A 17,193-nucleotide genomic window follows, 5' to 3' on the forward strand; every position below is an offset into this window, starting at 1 on the left:
GAGCAGAAGCAGAGAGGGGAAATAGGAGGAGACGGCGATTGGAAGCCTTGAAAATCCATGATTTTCCTGAAGAAGACAGGCCGCGTGAAAGGTTAATTCACGACGGTCCTGAAAGTCTTGCAAATCACGAGCTGCTTGCTATATTGCTTAGAACAGGTTCAAAAAAGGAATCTGTTCTCCAGCTTTCAAACAGGCTGCTCAATCACTTTGAGGGATTAAGGTTTCTTAAAGAAGCATCTGTTGCGGAACTGACAAGCATCTCTGGAATCGGGGAAGCGAAGGCCGTGCAGATCCTCGCTGCACTTGAGCTGGGCAGAAGAATTAACCGCCTCACATACGAAGACAGATATGTCATCAAGTCTCCTCAAGACGGTGCGAATTATGTAATGGAAGAAATGCGCTTTTTATCACAGGAGCATTTCGTATGCCTCTATTTAAATACGAAAAACCAAGTGCTTCATAAACAAACTGTTTTTATCGGCAGCCTCAATGCCTCGATTGTCCATCCTCGCGAAGTGTACAAAGAAGCTCTGAAACGATCGGCCGCTTCAATTATTTGCATCCATAATCACCCCTCGGGAGACCCGTCTCCAAGCCGAGAAGACATAGAAGTCACAAAAAGATTAACAGAGTGTGGTAAAATGTTGGGGATAGAGCTTTTGGACCATCTTATTATCGGTGAGCAAAAATTTGTGAGTTTAAAAAGAAAAAGGATATTTGTAACACTTTTATTTTTGCGTAATTACGCTATAATAATGTTTATGAGTTTTTTTAGTTCTCATATGACATTTGAAAATAACTAGTAGAAAGTAATTTGGTTTTTAGAAAGGGAGATACATCTGATGTTTGGAATTGGGACAAGAGACCTTGGTATAGATTTGGGTACAGCAAATACCCTTGTTTTCGTTAAAGGAAAAGGAATTGTGGTTCGCGAGCCTTCGGTTGTAGCGATGCAGACAGACACTAAGTCTATCGTAGCAGTAGGAAATGACGCAAAGAATATGATTGGACGCACCCCTGGTAATGTTGTGGCGCTCCGACCGATGAAAGATGGCGTAATTGCTGATTATGAAACAACTGCAACAATGATGAAGTATTACATAAAACAAGCAACAAAAGGTAAAGGTGTATTCTCCAGAAAGCCTTATGTTATGGTCTGTGTTCCTTCCGGCATTACAGCAGTAGAAGAGCGTGCAGTCATTGATGCGACAAGACAAGCTGGCGCACGCGATGCTTATACGATTGAAGAGCCGTTTGCAGCTGCAATCGGTGCGAATCTTCCTGTCTGGGAACCGACTGGAAGCATGGTTGTTGATATCGGCGGAGGTACTACAGAAGTAGCCATTATTTCTCTTGGCGGAATTGTTACTTCCCAATCTATTCGCGTTGCAGGTGACGAAATGGACGACGCGATTGTCAATTATATCCGCAAGACATATAACTTAATGATTGGCGACCGCACTTCAGAATCTATTAAAATGGAAATTGGTTCTGCCGGATCAGCTGAGGGTGTCGATAATATGGACATTCGCGGCCGTGATTTACTGACAGGCCTTCCAAAGACAATTGAAATTACGGCTAAGGAAATTGCAGAAGCTTTACGCGATACGGTCAACTCAATTGTTGATTCTGTTAAAAACACACTTGAAAAAACACCGCCTGAGCTTGCGGCAGATATTATGGACCGCGGCATCGTTCTTACTGGAGGCGGAGCTTTGCTTCGCAACATTGATAAAGTGATCAGCGAAGAAACAAACATGCCTGTTTTAATTGCAGAAAACCCGCTTGATTGTGTTGCAATCGGTACAGGGAAAGCTCTTGAGCATATTCATTTGTTCAAAACAAAAGCAAGAGACAGCCGCTAATTGTGAAATAAACATTAAGAGGGTGTAAAAGTCACATGCCACAGTTTTTCTTGAATAAACGTCTTATATTGTTGCTGGTTAGTATCATCTTTTTAGTGGCATTGATTGGGTATTCTTTAAAAGAAGACAGACAGCTAACATGGCCAGAACAATTTGTTAAAGATTCAACAGGATTATTCCAAACTGTATTTCATAAGCCCGCACAATATGTAGCGGGCTTCTTTGAGAATGTCGGCGATTTGAAAAATACATATGAAGAAAATAAATTGCTTAAAAGCAAAATTGACGAGCATATGAAAATCGAGACCGAGCTTCAGGAGCTGAAACGTGACAACGAAAAGCTGCGGGCCGAAATCGGTGCCGAAGAATCACTTAGAGAATACAATCCAATCGTAGCCACTTTAATTGCACGAAATCCAGATCCGGGCCGCTGGTTTGATCTGATTACCATTGATAAGGGATCGCAGCACGGCATTCAAAAGGATATGGCCGTGATCACGGATAAAGGATTAATCGGAAAAATAAAAAATACATCAAAATTCAATTCTACGGTTCAGCTATTAAGCTCTCCGGACCGCAAAAACCGGATTGCAGCTGAAATACAGGGCAAGGACGGGCAGCCAAATATTTTCGGATTGATCGAAGGATATGATGAGAAGAAAAAAGCGCTGCTGCTCAAAAAAATTGAATCGGATGTTAAAATCGAAAAAGGGCAGAAAGTAGTCACGTCAGGGAGCAGCGGAATATTCCCTGAAGGTCTTGTTATTGGTGAAGTAATGGAGGTAGAGCCTGATTCCTACGGACTTTCGCAAATGGCCTATATCAAACCTGAAGCTGATCTTTATAATATTGACCGTGTTTTTGTAACCGAACGCGTGAAAGAAACGATTGATATCGATAATATGGATCCAGAGGAGGAGGAAGAATAATGAATCGTATTCTCCTTCCTCTTTTGATCTTATTTATTTTTATTTCCGAAAGCACCTTTGTTGATTTGATTGAGCTTCCATTCACAAATGATAGCCAAGTCATCATCCCGCGATTTGTCATGCTCTCGATTGTTTATATTACGGCCTATTACAGTCAAAAATCAGGGCTGATCTACGGTATGGTTTTTGGACTGCTGCATGACATTGTGTACACAGAAATACTGGGCATTTATTTATTTGCCTATCCATTGTTCGCTTATTTAATTTCAAAAGCTTTAAAGGCACTGCAGGGAAATATGCTCGTTGTGCTTTTCTTGTCTTTGCTTGCTGTTACACTTTTGGAATTCTACTCGTATGGCATTCAATTGCTGATCGGCTACTCCAATTTGTCATTCTATGATTTTACTAATTTGAGACTTTTGCCTACACTGGCTGCTAATTCTGTCGGGGCGATCGTCCTGATTTACCCAATGAGCCGCTTTATATCTAAAGTCAAAAGTGATTATCTGGATGATTAGCGTTTATTGATGAATCACATTCTGGCAGACTACTATCGTTGCGGCAGACATGTTGGATCATCAGCCGGTTTCTATCAAAATTCTCTTATAAAAAAGAGGAAGATTGCATCTATCTGTCGAAATAGTATAGTCGTTGAGGTGAACGTCATGAAGGCTCAGAAACAGCAATTTGTCACAATAAAAGGTACAAAAGATGGATTAACGCTGCATCTCGATGATTCATGTTCTTTTGAAGAGCTGCTGAATGAACTTGAGCAAATGTTGTCCTTAAAGCAATACATTCATGAAGATGGGCCATATATCACCGTTAACGTCAAAGCGGGTAACCGTCTGCTTCATAAAAAACAGCAGGATCAAATTGAAGCTGTTATACAAAAAAAACGAAATCTGGTTGTTGAAACATTTGAAAGCAATGTTGTTACAAAAGATCATGCCCTGCAAATGAAAAAAGAAGCAGAGGTGGTCTCTGTTGCTAAAATGATTCGCTCCGGACAGGTTCTTAAAGTTGAAGGCGATTTGCTCCTGATCGGAGATGTTAACCCGGGAGGCACTGTTATTGCCCGAGGAAACATCTTTATTATGGGGACGCTTAGAGGAATTGCGCATGCTGGATATAACGGGAACAAATCTGCGGTCATCGCCGCATCGGTGATGAAGCCGTCGCAAATCAGAATTTGTGACATCGTAAACCGTGCCCCTGATTATATTCAGACAGAAAAGCACGAGATGGAATGTGCTTACATAGATGAAAGTGAATCTATCATTATTGATCGACTGCAGCAGTTGACTCATTTACGACCTAACTTGACAAGGTTTGAAGGGGGAATTTGACCGTGGGTGAGGCTATCGTTATTACCTCTGGCAAAGGCGGAGTTGGAAAGACAACGACTTCTGCTAATTTAGGAACATCTTTAGCGATTTTAGGAAAACGGGTATGTCTCATTGATACAGACATCGGCCTGCGCAACCTCGATGTTGTAATGGGGCTTGAAAACCGCATCATTTACGATTTGGTGGATGTTGTTGAAGGCCGCTGTAAAATTCATCAGGCGCTTGTAAAAGATAAACGCTTTGAAGACAGGCTCTATTTGCTCCCTGCTGCACAGACGAGCGATAAATCAGCTGTTAATCCTGAGCAGATGAAAAAGCTTGTGGATGAGCTGAAACAGGACTATGACTATATTGTAATTGATTGTCCGGCTGGCATCGAGCAAGGCTTTAAAAACGCTATTGCAGGAGCTGACAAGGCCATCGTCGTGACGACTCCTGAAATATCAGCCGTACGCGATGCAGACCGCATTATCGGCCTGCTTGAAAAAGAAGAGGCCATTGAGCCTCCGAAGCTAGTAATCAATCGAATCCGCAATCATTTAGTGAAAAATGGGGATATGCTGGATGTGGATGAAATTGTTACGCACCTTTCGATCGATTTAATCGGAATCGTAGCAGATGATGATGATGTCATTAAAGCTTCAAATAATGGTGAGCCGATCGCAATGGATTCAAACAACCGCGCATCCATTGCATACCGGAACATTGCCCGCCGCATCTTGGGCGAATCGATTCCTCTGCAATCATTAGAAGATGCAAATCCAGGTGTCATTACAAAAATTAAACGCTTTTTCGGCGTTAGAGTATAGGTATTAAAAAGCAGCCTTTGAATGTTCAGAGGCTGCTTTTTTTGTATTGAAATTTTTCTGCTTCTCATTTAAACACAGTGATCCTGTTCTCCTGAGGCTTGTCATATTCCGTGAGGACAAGGCATAAAATTGAGTAAATGTGATCCGAGGGGATGGGTGTGGCAATGGGGAATCGAGCGGATGATTTGCGCAGGAGAATGGCAAAAAGAAAACGGGACCGCAGTTTAGGGCATGAGAGGATGAAACCTCAAAAACAGCTGCCCAATCTGTCATTTACAGATGATGAAGAAAAATATGGAGGCTCCGCTTATCACACATATGATCCGGGAGGAGACGGAGGCGGCTCCCATCCATTATTTAAACCGGATGTGTTTATGTTTAAGCTGCTGATTGGTGCATGTTTAGTTCTCGTGGCCGCGATTGTTTTTAAGAATGATTCGCCCCCTTTTGAAAAGGTTCAGAGTGTGGTCAACAGGACATTTGAAGAGGATTTTCAGTTTGCGATGATTTCAAAGTGGTACGGAGAGCAGTTTGGCGACCCGCTGGCCCTGATAAAAACTTCCGATCAGGCTCCTAAGCCTGAAGATACCAAATTTACGGCTCCGGCTTCAGGAAAAGTGCTTGAGACGTTTGAAGATAATGGCCAGGGTGTAATGGTTGAGACTAGCAGCAATCTTGTGGAAGCAATGAATGAAGGAATTGTAGTTGAGATTGGAAAGAAAGAGGGCTCAGGCTTGACGGTGGTTGTACAGCATGATGATTCAACTGAGAGCTGGTACGGCAACCTTGAAGAAGTGAAGGTGTCACTTTATGATTTTGTAGAAAGCGGAAAAGAAATCGGTAAAATCAAAGCGGCAGAAGATCAAAAAGGAACGTATTATTTCGCTATTAAGAAGGGTGATCAATTTATCGACCCAATTCAGGTGATATCCTTTGACTAAATATCTCTCTGTTTTACTGCACATTCATATTCACCCTATTCTGTGGTTAATTATGGGGATTTCGATTATGACGGCTCATTTTCAGTCACTGCTGATCCTGCTGTCCATTATTCTCATTCATGAACTGGGCCATGCCATGACAGCCAGGCATTTCAACTGGCGCCTGAAATCTATTGTTCTCCTGCCTTTTGGAGGTGTGGCTGAAGTGGAGGAGCACGGCAATAGACCATTGAAGGAAGAGTTGCTGACGATTGCTGCCGGGCCCCTGCAGCATATTCCGCTTCAGGGAGCAGCTTATCTTTTACAGGCTTCAGGGTTATTTAGTTATGAGACGTATCAGCTCTTCACCTTTTATAATGTGATGATTCTCCTGTTCAATCTGTTGCCTATCTGGCCGCTGGATGGAGGGAAATTGCTGTTTTTGCTTGTGTCCATGAAACGGTCTTATCAGGATGCACATCAGACTATGCTTGTGGTTTCTGCTTTGTGCTTAGGTTTGTATCTTCTCATTTTTCTTGTTTTTAGCCCGCAGCAGCTTAACGTGTGGGTAATTGCTTGTTTCCTTATTTATTCAATATATATGGAATATAAACACCGCAGTTTTGTGAGCATGAGGTTTTTGCTCGAGAGGTATTATGGAAACCAGCAGGATCCACGGACCTTAAAGCCGATTATTGTAGATGAAGGAGAGTCCATCTATCAAACGCTGCTGAAATTCAGAAGAGGGTGCAAGCACCCCATTATTGTTGAACGAAATGGAAAAAAGCTGTTTGAGCTGGATGAAAATGAGCTTCTTCATGCCTTTTTTGCTGATAAGCGAACACAATCGACTGTCGGCGAGCTGAATTATGATTATTGACGCGGGCCTGATAAAATGAGTAAATATGAGAAAGCACATCTATAGAAAAGAGGATGATCATTGCGTACGTTAGTTTTAAATGCAAAAGGCAGTCAAAATCGCTGCGTGCTGCTTGAAGGAAATCTTGTTCAAGAAATTCACATCCATCATATAAATGAAACGGCCGGCAGCATTTATGCGGGCCGTGTTTTGAATGTTCTTCAGGGAATGCAGGCTGCTTTCATCGATATCGGGGAGGAAAAGAACGGATATCTTTCAGTAAATGATCTCCCTCCTGTATTGAAGTCAGCCAAGCTTAGAGAAGGACAGCAGCTTTTGGTACAGGTTGCAAAAGAAGCAACTGAACATAAGGGGCCAAAACTGACAGCAAACCTCGAATTTGGCGGACAATATCTCGTATATATGCCGACTTCCGGCTATACCGCTGTTTCAAAAAAAATAGAGGATCCATCTGAAAGGGAGCGGCTCCAATCCATTGGATCTCATTTTTGCGAAGAAAATGAAGGACTTGTTTTCAGGACTGCTGCAAGTGGACAGGCAGAAGAAACCCTGGATAAAGAATTTTGTTATTTGAAGAAAAAATACGTGGCTTTGCTTCATACAAATACAAAGGCTCCTGCTCTTTTAACAGAAGGTACGCCTTTCTTTGACCGGATAATCCGGGAAATAGATCCTGATACGGTTCATCAGATCGTTTGTGATGACAGCGATCTTGCGCGGGATTTGAAAAGCAGGTATGAGACCCTGGAAGTGCTGTTTCATCATTCAAAACAGTCTGTTTTTGATGCGTACAAAATAGAACAGGAAATAGAAAAAGCGCTGAAACGCATTGTCTGGCTGAAAAATGGCGCCTACTTGGTTATTGATCAGACAGAAGCATTAACAGCTATTGATGTTAATACAGGAAAATTTTCAGGAAAGTCCTCCCTGCAGGATACGGTGATGAAGACGAATTTAGAAGCGGCAAGAGAAGCTGCAAGACAGATCAGACTGCGCAATTTGAGCGGAATGATTATCATTGATTTCATTGATATGCCCCGGCAGGAGGACAAGCAGACCATTTTGCGTGAAATGCTCAGGGAATCGAAGAGTGACAGAGTTCAATCTAGAATGATTGGTTTTTCCCAAATGAACATTTTTCAAATGACCCGAAAACGTGTGCGTCCCGATTTGGCATCGCTTATCACGTGTCCTTGCCCGGTCTGCAGCGGGACAGGCCAAGTGCTGTCGCCTGAAACAATTGCTTTTAAAATTGAACGAGAGTTATGGGAACTGCAGTACATGGAGCAAGAGGCTGCTTTAATAGAACTTCCTTCTCATGCTGCAGAAGCATTCAGAGGCAAAAATGATGAGCATCTTAAACGGTTAGAAAAGGCCCTGCACTTTGAGATCTTTTTAACAGAGAAGGCAGAATGGAGCGATCAATATAAAATTGTGCAGCTTGGAGACCGTGAAATGATTATACGGCTTATGAAAAATAAAGATAAAATATAATTGACATTCATAAGCCTATTTTGATAGTATTGTTATGTTATTGATTGTAGCACCCGTGCTACAACCGCACAGATGCAGGTATAAAGTTTTTCGGATTGCTCCGGATCACCTGTTTGCTGGCGAGTCTGAGTCTAATTAGGAGGTGCATAGGAATGTACGCAATTATTGAAACTGGTGGAAAACAAATCAAAGTAGAAGCTGGTCAAGCGATCTACGTTGAAAAGCTTGCTGGTGAACAAGGCGAAACTGTTACTTTTGACAGAGTTTTATTCATTGGCGGAGATGACGTGAAAGTTGGTAGCCCGATCGTTGATGGTGCGACTGTTACAGCGAAAGTTGAAAAACAAGGCCGCGCTAAAAAGATCACTGTATTCAAATACAAAGCTAAGAAAAACTACCGCAAAAAACAAGGTCATCGTCAACCATACACGAAACTTGTTATTGACGCAATCAACGCTTAAGGCCTTTTAAGATGATAAAAGCAGTCATTAACCGCAATAGAAGCGGTTTAATTGAATCCTTTACATTATCTGGACATGCCGATTTCGATGTACATGGAAAGGATATTGTCTGTGCTGGAGCATCTGCTGTCACATTTGGCGCTGTTAATGCGATACATAAGTTAACAGGGATAACGCCGATTGTCGAGCAGGGAGGAGACGGAGGATTTCTTTCGTTTCAGCTGCCCCATGAACTCGGGCAAAAAGCGGGCGAACAGGCTCAGCTGCTGCTTGAAGGCATGCTCATATCGCTGCAGTCAATAGAATTGAACTATGGACATTTCATAAAAATAACGATAAATAACAATCAGCAGGAGGTGGACTAGAATGTTTTTAAGTTTAGATCTTCAGTTCTTCGCTTCTAAAAAAGGAGTAGGTTCTACTAAGAACGGTCGTGATTCAATCTCAAAGCGCCTTGGTGCTAAAAGTGCGGATGGCGAATTCGTAAGCGGTGGTTCTATCCTTTTCCGTCAACGCGGAACGAAAATTTACCCAGGTGAAAACGTTGGCCGCGGCGGTGACGACACTCTTTTCGCGAAAGTGGACGGAGTTGTACGTTTCGAGCGTTTCGGACGTGACCGTAAAAAAGTTAGCGTATATCCTGTAGCACAAGAAGCATAATTTCTTTTAGGAAAACTCTAGCCTCTGGTTAGAGTTTTTCTTTATTTTTAAGCGCTGTTTTTTTGCCCCAAATGTTAAATCACCAATTATTTAGATCGGGGATGTTAACGAAATAATGCGGACTGATTCAAATACGCAAAGCGGCAATCTTAGTGAAAACAGTCATTATTCTCAGGGAAACCTCCCCATATCATTGATTTCCTCTTGCTTTTTTCAAATTGCACTTATTTTCCCCCGGATAGTTTGTTATAATTTAGTACGACATTCAGTTTCCAAGTCTTGAAGCTCCTAAAGAAAAGAATAGAGAAAAAGGGAGTAGGAGTGCCGACATGAAAAAAACAAATGAAGAGTGGAATATTGTCGATGTGTTAAGTCATTCACGTCACGATTGGATGAATAAACTGCAATTAATCAAAGGAAACTTATCATTAAATAGACACGATCGCGTACAGCAGATTATTGAAGAAATCGTCATTGAAGCACAAAGCGAATCGAAGCTTTGCAATTTAAAAATGCTGTCATTTGCAAGCCTCTTAATGACGTTCAACTGGAAAAGGCATCACTATTCTCTGGAGTATGAAGTCCTTGGGGCCATTTATGACTTGTCGGAATACGATCTGAAGGTTACCGAGTGGTGTAAGCAGTTCTTTCAGATTCTTGACGATTCCGTTGACAGGTGTACAGAGAATCATTTGAGCATCACAATAGAAACAGAAGCCAATCAGGGACAAGTTCGATTCTTTTTTGATTTTAATGGCATAATAACAGAGAAAGCTTTGTTATTAAATTGGTTAAAATCAAATGAAAAAAATCAAGTGTCAGTAATGCATTATGAACTTTCCCCGGATGAACTGACCGTTGCGGTCGGTGTCGCATAATTGGCTTGGAGCGGAGGATTACCATGTTTATAGATCAGGTGAAAATATATGTAAAAGGCGGCGACGGAGGAAACGGGCTTGTTGCGTTCCGCCGCGAGAAATATGTACCAAAGGGCGGTCCTGCAGGAGGCGATGGCGGTAAAGGCGCTGACGTTATTTTTGAAGTTGAAGAAGGCCTGCGCACATTAATGGATTTCCGCTATCAGCGTCATTTCAAAGCAGACCGCGGACAGCACGGCATGTCGAAAAATCAGCATGGCAGAAATGCAACGCCGATGATTGTTAAAGTTCCGCCGGGTACAGTGGTTATGGAAGAAGAAACAAGAACGGTTATTGCTGACCTGACTGAGCATGGACAGCAGGCTGTGATTGCAAAAGGCGGACGCGGAGGACGCGGGAACAGCCGTTTTGCCACACCTTCAAATCCTGCTCCTGAGCTTTCTGAGAATGGAGAACCAGGACAAGAACGAAACATTATCATGGAGCTTAAGCTTCTTGCAGATGTTGGCTTAGTGGGTTTCCCTAGTGTTGGAAAATCAACGCTGCTGTCTGTAGTAAGCTCGGCAAAACCGAAAATTGCCGAATACCATTTTACAACGCTTGTACCGAACCTTGGTGTTGTTGAAACCGGAGATGGCCGCAGCTTCGTTATGGCGGATCTGCCTGGATTAATTGAAGGTGCACATGAAGGAGTGGGACTTGGTCATCAATTCCTGCGCCATATCGAAAGAACACGCGTCATCGTTCATGTGATTGATATGTCAAGCGGCGAGGGCCGTGATCCTTATGAAGATTATCTGACTATCAATGCTGAGCTTAAAGAATACAATCTGCGTCTCACAGAAAGGCCGCAAATCATTGTTGCAAATAAAATGGACATGCCGGAATCAGAAGAAAACCTTGCAGCTTTTAAAGAAAAGCTTGAGGATGATCTTCCAATCTTCCCTGTCTCTGCTATTACCCGTGAGGGCGTTCGCGAACTTTTATTTGAAATTATGAACACAATTGAAAAGACACCTGAATTCCCGCTTTATGAGGAAGAGGATCTTTCCGATCATCGTGTTCTTTATAAATTCGATAAAGAAGCAGCAGAATTTGAAATTACCCGTGACAGTGACGGAACATTTGTCGTATCAGGAGAGAAAGTGGAGTATCTCTTCAAGATGACAAACTTCCTGCGCGAAGAGTCAATCAGACGCTTCTCAAGACAGCTGCGCGGAATGGGTATCGATGAAGCGCTTCGTCAAAGAGGGGCAAAAGACGGCGATATCGTACGATTGCTTGAATTCGAATTTGAATTTATTGAGTAGCCTAAAGAAGAAGAGCCTTAATCCGCTCTTCTTTTTTCACAGGCAGATGGAGAAAAGGAGAAGGTCATGAAGGAAGAAACCTTTTTTTTAGTGCGGGAAGACGTTCTGCCTGAGGCGATGAGAAAAACGCTTGAGGTTAAAAAACTGATTGAACGGAAAAAAGCGGATTCTGTTGCTGAAGCTGTTCAGCGTGTAGATATGAGCAGAAGCGCTTATTATAAATACCGTGATGCCGTTTTCCCATTTCACACAATGGTAAACGAGCGCATTATCACACTCTTTTTTCACCTTGAAGACAGATCAGGCACATTATCACAGCTGCTTGCTGTTGTTGCAACAGCTGGGTGCAATGTACTGACCATTCATCAGACGATCCCGCTGCAGGGGCGGGCAAATGTAACGCTGTCATTAAATACTAATGGAATGAAAGAAGATATTAACAGCGTCATGGCAAAGCTGAAACGACTTGAATTTGTAGAGAAAGTAGAGATATTAGGATCTGGAGCTTAGGGGAGAGGATTTCTTATGACATATAAAATTGGATATTTAGGTCCGGCGGCAACCTTTACACATCTTGCTGTTACAAAATTTTTCGAAGATCATGCAGAGCATGTTCCATATCTGACCATTCCGCAGTGCATGGATGCAGTAGCTGAGGGGAAAATTGACGTAGCTGTTGTCCCGCTCGAAAATGCGTTAGAGGGTTCTGTTAACTTAACAATTGATTACCTCGTTCATGAACAGCCGCTTTCCATCATTGGGGAAATTGTGGCGCCTATTCAGCAGCACTTGATGGTCCACCCATCCAGGGAAGAATCGTGGGAAGATGCAGAGAGAGTCTATTCTCATTCCCATGCGATTGCACAATGTCATAAATTTCTTCATCATCAGCTGCCTAAAGCGAAGTTTGAGTACGCGACATCTACAGGTGCAGCTGCAAAATACATTCAGGAGCATCCAGAGGAAAATATGGCGGTTGTCGCAAATGATTTAGCAGCAAAAGAATATAATCTCAAAATTGTCCGTAAAAATATCCATGATTATACCCATAATCATACTCGGTTTGCGGTGCTGCATCCGGACCAGCATACATATATCAAGACCAAAACAAATAAGATAACAGACCGGACAACTCTAATGATTACATTGCCTTCAGATCAGTCGGGGGCTCTTCACCAGGTTCTATCTGCTTTTTCGTGGAGAAAGCTGAATTTATCAAAAATTGAATCAAGACCAATGAAAACGGGTCTTGGAAACTACTTTTTTATCATTGACATTGATATGAAGATGGATGAAGTCCTTATTCCCGGGGCAATGGCAGAGCTTGAAGCTTTGGGCTGCGGTGTTCGGACTCTCGGAACGTACAGCGCTTATATAATATAAAAAATAACCGGCTCGCATATGCTAGCCGGTCTTAATTTTTTTCAATCTTCTTCACTAACAAGAAATCCTGCTGCCTTCAAAGCAGTACACACTTCTTCTAATTTTTCCTCTCGGTCCGTTACTAATGTATGCAAGTGCAATCCTTCTGTCAGCTGTGATAAATAGGCTGCCTTTGTTTCTTCAATTTTTTCGATAAAATCCCGTACTTCCTTGCGATTGCTCACCATGATGGATGCTGTCAATTCCCCGTAGACAGAATGTTCAATAATGACATCTTTGACCGTTACACCGTAATCAACAATGATATTCAGTTCTTCAGCCGTTGCTTCCGGTTTATGGCTGCTGGCGATGATGCGCTTAAATGCAGGCAGGGCATCATTTTCCTGTCTCATATATATATAGCCCTGGCTTGTTGCAAGAATCGGTTCGTTTTGTGCTTTTAACAAAGAAATATCCTGAACAATAACTTGCCTGCTGACATTTGTTTTTTTGGCCATTTCGCTCCCTTTCATAGGCACGTTCGTTTCTTTCAGCCAATTCAGGATTAATTCTCTTCTTTTCGTTCCAGGGATTTTACCTTCGTTCATAATGACCCTACGTCCTTTCCATATATTTCTCGCTGATTGCTTTTCCAATGATGCCAGCCATTTTATCAAGATCTTCGGCTTTTGTATGTTTTCCGGTTGAAATGCGAATGTACTGCAGGGCTTCATCATTAGTCAGCCCGACAGCCGTCAGTGTCTTAGAAGGAATCTGCATGCCAATTTGACAGGCTGTACCTGTGGAAATGGCTACCCCTCTGCGATTACTCTCCAGCAGCATATATTGCCCCTCAATGCCCCGAATAATCAGGCCGATAATAGACGGCAGCTGATCATCTAAATCTTTATTAATAATGTGAACGTGTTCACTATAGTGGTTGAGCATGGCAAAAAAACTTTCCTTCAATGATTTCAGTCTTCTGAATTCCGTGTGCATGACAGAACAAGCGGTTGCGGCAGCAGATGTAAATGCGGCAATTCCCGGCACATTCACCGTGCCTGCTCTAAAGCCGTTTTCATGAGTGCCTCCGGGTATAACAGGATTAAAATGTTCACGCGGATTCAAATAGAGACAGCCGACACCTTTTGGTCCATACACCTTATGGCTGGAAAGTGAAATGGCATCCGCTTTCCATTCATCCGCTTTGATGGGGATCTTTCCAAACGACTGAACACAGTCGCTGTGAAAATAAACCGGCTTATCATGTAAAAAATGACCGATTTCCTCTAAATTTTGAATACAGCCTATTTCAGAATTTGCGTGTTGAATTGAAACAAGCGCTGTTTTATCTCTAACGGCATCTCTTATTGCTTCTACATGTAGTTTACCATGTTTGTCCGGCAATAAAAATGTTACCTCAAATCCTGTTTGCTCAAGTGTTTTTAAATAATTATAGATAGAAGAATGCTCTAGGGCAGAGGCAATAATATGATTTTTATGTTTTCCTGCATTTTTAAGGAGTGTTTCAATGGCAAGCACATTGGATTCACTGCCTCCACCCGTAAAGCAAATCCCTGAAGCAGTACCGCCAATCAGCAATGCAATCTTCCTGCGGCAAGCTTCTAAGATCGTTCTGGCGGCATCTCCTTCATCATGCAGGCTATTGCTGTTTGCGAACGCTTTTTTTGATGCCTCGGCAAATACAAGAAGTGCTTCATCGCTTATTGGTGCTGTAGCTGCATAATCTAGATAAATCAAAATTTAATCTCCTCTCTGGGTTAAAAAAATCTCTTGTCATTATTTTAGTTTTGTGTAAATATAAGTGTCAAGACACTTGTAAAGAATAGGGGGTTATTTTGTGCCTCAAACGGATGTATTAATTATTGGAAGCGGAATTGCAGCGCTGTCTGCAGCCTTTCAGCTTCAATCTTCTAAAAAAGTAACCATTCTGACAAAATCAAGTAAATACGAGAGCAATTCTATGCTGGCCCAAGGGGGAATTGCAGCAGCTGTGGATAAATATGACAGCTGGCAGAGTCATTACGAAGATACGATGACGGCGGGATCTCATCATAATGATCCTTTTGCTTCTGAACTGCTTGTAAGACAAGGGACAAAGGAAGTACTCACCCTTATAAGAGGCGGATTTCAATTTGACAAAGATTCAAACGGGAAATTATTGCTTGGACAGGAGGGTGCACACAGATTCAGCAGAATCCTCCATGCAGGCGGAGATGCCACAGGAAAAGCAGTTGTACATTTTTTATTATCGCAGCTAGGTAAAAACGTAGAAATTATTGAAGATGAAATGGCGCTTGATCTCATCATCAGCGGCGGAGTATGCAGAGGAGTGTTTACTCGGAATGCAAAAGGTGACATTCAGCAGCATTTTGCCGGACATACCATTCTCGCTACCGGCGGCTGCGGCAGTCTCTACAAACATACTTCCAATTCAAGCGTCATAACAGGTGACGGACTTGCAATGGCATTTCGAGCAGGTGCTGTCCTCACCGATATGGAATTTACTCAATTTCACCCGACGATGCTTCTGATTAATGGCCAATGTGTAGGGCTTATATCTGAAGCTGTAAGAGGAGAAGGAGCCTTTCTTCAAAATGAGAATGGAATCCGGTTCATGGAAGGTGTTCATGCATTTGGAGATCTTGCTCCAAGGGATATCGTTGCAAGAACTATTTTTTCACAGATGAAAAAAGGACATCGCATTTTCCTTAATATCTCGTCCATTCCAGCCTTTGAAAGCCGCTTTCCAACTATTTCAGCTATGTGTAAAAAATATGGTGTCAGTATAGATGAAGGCTTAATCCCTGTAGCCCCGGGAATGCATTTTCTAATGGGCGGCATTAAAACAGATGTGGATGGAAAAACCTCTGTCGGCCAGTTATATGCTGTAGGAGAGGCTGCTTGTACAGGAGTTCACGGTGCAAACAGGCTGGCAAGCAATTCGCTGCTTGAGGGTCTTGTGTTTGGCAGCCGTCTAGGTGTGCATATCTTAAACTTTTCTCAAAATGCAATTAAAAAAACTGAAATAGTAAACATCAGAACCAGCAGGAAACAGGATGTTATTTTCCCTTCCGAAGAGGAGATAAAATGGATGATGACAAACTATGCTGCCATTGAGCGTTCTGAAGAAGGACTTTTAATTGCGAAATGCTGGTTTGAAAAATTCTTATGGCCAATCTCTTTTTGGGATATCAATGTGAATAACTTCACAAATATAGAATATGAAAGAATGAATATGCTGACAGCAGGCTTGCTTATAGTGACTTCCGCACTGCAGAGAACAGAAAGCAGGGGAGGTCACTTTAGAACAGATCATCCCTATAAAGATGACCGATTATGGCTAAAAAAACAAATTCTTCTTTCTAAATACAATACAGAATTAAAGAATGATTCAGAGGTGATGGAAATTGAATTTACTTAAACTGAAAAAACAATTAGAAGCTTTCTTTATTGAAGATATTGGTGATCATGACGCTACGAGCTCGTATATTTTTACAAATGCTCAGCGAGGAAAAGCCACTATTACAGCTAAGGAAGACGGAATTTTTGCGGGTGCCGATGTAATCAAAACCGGGTATGAAATTCTGGATCAAAGCGTAGCAGTCAGATTGCTGAAACGTGATGGTGAACAGATAAAAAAGGGCGAACATGCAGCTGTCATTGAAGGTCCAATCGCTTCCCTGCTTACTGGAGAAAGAGTCATATTAAACTTGCTTCAGAGAATGAGCGGAATAGCTACACTTACAAATCAGGCAGTAAAAAAGCCTGAATTCTGCTCATACGAAGATTTGTGATACAAGGAAAACGACACCTGGTTTGAGAATGATCGAAAAATATGCAGTCCGGTGCGGCGGCGGATACAATCATAGATTTGGCTTGTATGACGGAATCATGCTTAAAGATAACCATATTGCAAGCAGCGGTTCTATTTTTGAAGCTGTGAAAAAGGTAAGGGCTCATGCAGGGCACATGATTAAAGTAGAAGTTGAAATTGAATCTGAAGAGCAGCTGCTTGAGGCAATAGAAGCAAAGGCGGACATCATCATGTTTGATAACAGGACACCTGAAGAAGTTAAAGCTTTTGCAAGTCTTACACCGCCGTCAATTATTACAGAAGCTTCGGGAGGAATTACCCTTCAAAATCTGGCTGAATACGGTGACACCGGAGTGAATTTTATTTCACTTGGAATGCTAACTCATTCCGCCAAATCTCTTGATCTCAGCATGAATGCAGAATAAGGAGGAAGTTACA

The 17,193-nt window shown here is 42.2% G+C and carries 18 protein-coding genes, 2 pseudogenes and 1 other annotated feature; of the genes and pseudogenes, 18 read left to right on the plus strand and 2 right to left on the minus strand.

The features are described 5' to 3' along the window. The first annotated feature begins 38 nt into the window (after nucleotides 1-38). The 16 genes and pseudogenes from radC (at nucleotide 39) to pheA (ending at nucleotide 12,938) form a co-directional block, all read left to right on the plus strand. Nucleotides 39-723: pseudogene (gene radC, locus QFZ72_RS08765) on the plus strand (RadC family protein). Between the two features lie 119 nt (nucleotides 724-842). After that, nucleotides 843-1,865 carry a rod shape-determining protein gene (locus tag QFZ72_RS08770; RefSeq protein ID WP_307431983.1) on the plus strand — a complete coding sequence of 341 codons (1,023 nt, stop codon included), beginning with the start codon at nucleotides 843-845 and terminating at the stop codon, nucleotides 1,863-1,865. 35 nt (nucleotides 1,866-1,900) lie between these two features. Then, the gene (mreC, locus tag QFZ72_RS08775; protein ID WP_223436982.1) at nucleotides 1,901-2,794 is read left to right on the plus strand and encodes a rod shape-determining protein MreC; all 894 of its coding nucleotides are present in this window, start codon (nucleotides 1,901-1,903) and stop codon (nucleotides 2,792-2,794) included. Beyond that, a complete protein-coding gene (gene mreD, locus QFZ72_RS08780; RefSeq protein WP_307431986.1) occupies nucleotides 2,794-3,312 on the plus strand; it encodes a rod shape-determining protein MreD in 519 nt (172 codons plus the stop codon). Before mreC ends, mreD begins: the two co-directional genes overlap by 1 nt. Before the next feature lie 147 nt (nucleotides 3,313-3,459). Further along, entirely contained in the window at nucleotides 3,460-4,143 is a 684-nt protein-coding gene (gene minC, locus QFZ72_RS08785) for a septum site-determining protein MinC (RefSeq protein ID WP_307439664.1), read from the plus strand. Between the two features lie 2 nt (nucleotides 4,144-4,145). Further along, the gene (gene minD, locus QFZ72_RS08790) at nucleotides 4,146-4,952 is read left to right on the plus strand and encodes a septum site-determining protein MinD (protein ID WP_307431989.1); all 807 of its coding nucleotides are present in this window, start codon (nucleotides 4,146-4,148) and stop codon (nucleotides 4,950-4,952) included. 164 nt (nucleotides 4,953-5,116) lie between these two features. Then, the gene (locus QFZ72_RS08795; RefSeq protein ID WP_307431991.1) at nucleotides 5,117-5,893 is read left to right on the plus strand and encodes a M23 family metallopeptidase; all 777 of its coding nucleotides are present in this window, start codon (nucleotides 5,117-5,119) and stop codon (nucleotides 5,891-5,893) included. After that, on the plus strand, nucleotides 5,886-6,752 hold the full coding sequence (locus tag QFZ72_RS08800; RefSeq protein WP_307431994.1) for a M50 family metallopeptidase: 867 nt from the start codon (nucleotides 5,886-5,888) through the stop codon (nucleotides 6,750-6,752). The genes QFZ72_RS08795 and QFZ72_RS08800 overlap by 8 nt, the downstream gene beginning before the upstream one ends. Nucleotides 6,753-6,812: 60 nt before the next feature. After that, on the plus strand, nucleotides 6,813-8,246 hold the full coding sequence (locus QFZ72_RS08805) for an Rne/Rng family ribonuclease (RefSeq protein ID WP_307431997.1): 1,434 nt from the start codon (nucleotides 6,813-6,815) through the stop codon (nucleotides 8,244-8,246). A 52-nt stretch (nucleotides 8,247-8,298) separates the two neighbouring features. Continuing rightward, nucleotides 8,299-8,383: a sequence feature (ribosomal protein L21 leader region), on the plus strand. 15 nt (nucleotides 8,384-8,398) lie between these two features. After that, nucleotides 8,399-8,707 (plus strand): 50S ribosomal protein L21, encoded by a 309-nt coding sequence (rplU, locus tag QFZ72_RS08810; protein ID WP_307431999.1) that lies wholly within the window; start codon nucleotides 8,399-8,401, stop codon nucleotides 8,705-8,707. 11 nt (nucleotides 8,708-8,718) lie between these two features. Next, nucleotides 8,719-9,072, plus strand: coding sequence for a ribosomal-processing cysteine protease Prp (locus tag QFZ72_RS08815; RefSeq protein ID WP_307432002.1), 354 nt, complete (start codon nucleotides 8,719-8,721; stop codon nucleotides 9,070-9,072). Nucleotide 9,073: 1 nt separating this feature from the next. Next, complete coding sequence (gene rpmA, locus QFZ72_RS08820) at nucleotides 9,074-9,367, plus strand: 50S ribosomal protein L27 (RefSeq protein WP_070879464.1); 294 nt, start codon at nucleotides 9,074-9,076, stop codon at nucleotides 9,365-9,367. A gap of 329 nt (nucleotides 9,368-9,696) precedes the next feature. Then, nucleotides 9,697-10,245 carry a sporulation initiation phosphotransferase B gene (locus QFZ72_RS08825; protein WP_307432007.1) on the plus strand — a complete coding sequence of 183 codons (549 nt, stop codon included), beginning with the start codon at nucleotides 9,697-9,699 and terminating at the stop codon, nucleotides 10,243-10,245. 23 nt (nucleotides 10,246-10,268) lie between these two features. Next, nucleotides 10,269-11,555 carry a GTPase ObgE gene (obgE, locus tag QFZ72_RS08830; RefSeq protein ID WP_307432010.1) on the plus strand — a complete coding sequence of 429 codons (1,287 nt, stop codon included), beginning with the start codon at nucleotides 10,269-10,271 and terminating at the stop codon, nucleotides 11,553-11,555. Between the two features lie 66 nt (nucleotides 11,556-11,621). Continuing rightward, nucleotides 11,622-12,065 carry an ACT domain-containing protein gene (locus QFZ72_RS08835; RefSeq protein WP_070879467.1) on the plus strand — a complete coding sequence of 148 codons (444 nt, stop codon included), beginning with the start codon at nucleotides 11,622-11,624 and terminating at the stop codon, nucleotides 12,063-12,065. Nucleotides 12,066-12,080: 15 nt separating this feature from the next. Further along, the gene (gene pheA / locus QFZ72_RS08840; protein ID WP_307432014.1) at nucleotides 12,081-12,938 is read left to right on the plus strand and encodes a prephenate dehydratase; all 858 of its coding nucleotides are present in this window, start codon (nucleotides 12,081-12,083) and stop codon (nucleotides 12,936-12,938) included. Nucleotides 12,939-12,979: 41 nt separating this feature from the next. On the opposite strand, the gene QFZ72_RS08845 is transcribed toward pheA, so the two are convergent. Further along, a complete protein-coding gene (locus QFZ72_RS08845) occupies nucleotides 12,980-13,528 on the minus strand; it encodes a transcription repressor NadR (RefSeq protein WP_307439666.1) in 549 nt (182 codons plus the stop codon). Nucleotides 13,529-13,532: 4 nt separating this feature from the next. Then, nucleotides 13,533-14,681 carry an IscS subfamily cysteine desulfurase gene (locus tag QFZ72_RS08850; protein ID WP_307439668.1) on the minus strand — a complete coding sequence of 383 codons (1,149 nt, stop codon included), beginning with the start codon at nucleotides 14,679-14,681 and terminating at the stop codon, nucleotides 13,533-13,535. Between the two features lie 97 nt (nucleotides 14,682-14,778). Between QFZ72_RS08850 and nadB the strand changes: the two genes are divergently transcribed. Continuing rightward, nucleotides 14,779-16,362, plus strand: a complete 1,584-nt coding sequence (nadB, locus tag QFZ72_RS08855) for an L-aspartate oxidase (RefSeq protein ID WP_307432016.1) — start codon at nucleotides 14,779-14,781, stop codon at nucleotides 16,360-16,362. Continuing rightward, nucleotides 16,349-17,180, plus strand: a pseudogene (nadC, locus tag QFZ72_RS08860) (carboxylating nicotinate-nucleotide diphosphorylase). The gene nadB and the pseudogene nadC overlap by 14 nt, the downstream one beginning before the upstream one ends. The last annotated feature ends 13 nt before the right edge of the window (nucleotides 17,181-17,193 follow it).

Origin of the sequence: Bacillus sp. V2I10, assembly GCF_030817055.1 — a bacterium.
Taxonomy (GTDB): domain Bacteria; phylum Bacillota; class Bacilli; order Bacillales; family Bacillaceae; genus Bacillus_P.

Coding starts and splice junctions, on each gene's coding strand:
- minC (WP_307439664.1), top strand. CDS start 3,460: ATGAAGGCTCAGAAACAGCAATTTGTCACAATAAAAGGTACAAAAGAT.
- pheA (WP_307432014.1), top strand. CDS start 12,081: ATGACATATAAAATTGGATATTTAGGTCCGGCGGCAACCTTTACACAT.
- obgE (WP_307432010.1), top strand. CDS start 10,269: ATGTTTATAGATCAGGTGAAAATATATGTAAAAGGCGGCGACGGAGGA.
- QFZ72_RS08770 (WP_307431983.1), top strand. CDS start 843: ATGTTTGGAATTGGGACAAGAGACCTTGGTATAGATTTGGGTACAGCA.
- rpmA (WP_070879464.1), top strand. CDS start 9,074: ATGTTTTTAAGTTTAGATCTTCAGTTCTTCGCTTCTAAAAAAGGAGTA.
- QFZ72_RS08795 (WP_307431991.1), top strand. CDS start 5,117: ATGGGGAATCGAGCGGATGATTTGCGCAGGAGAATGGCAAAAAGAAAA.
- QFZ72_RS08815 (WP_307432002.1), top strand. CDS start 8,719: ATGATAAAAGCAGTCATTAACCGCAATAGAAGCGGTTTAATTGAATCC.
- QFZ72_RS08825 (WP_307432007.1), top strand. CDS start 9,697: ATGAAAAAAACAAATGAAGAGTGGAATATTGTCGATGTGTTAAGTCAT.
- rplU (WP_307431999.1), top strand. CDS start 8,399: ATGTACGCAATTATTGAAACTGGTGGAAAACAAATCAAAGTAGAAGCT.
- QFZ72_RS08835 (WP_070879467.1), top strand. CDS start 11,622: ATGAAGGAAGAAACCTTTTTTTTAGTGCGGGAAGACGTTCTGCCTGAG.
- mreC (WP_223436982.1), top strand. CDS start 1,901: ATGCCACAGTTTTTCTTGAATAAACGTCTTATATTGTTGCTGGTTAGT.
- mreD (WP_307431986.1), top strand. CDS start 2,794: ATGAATCGTATTCTCCTTCCTCTTTTGATCTTATTTATTTTTATTTCC.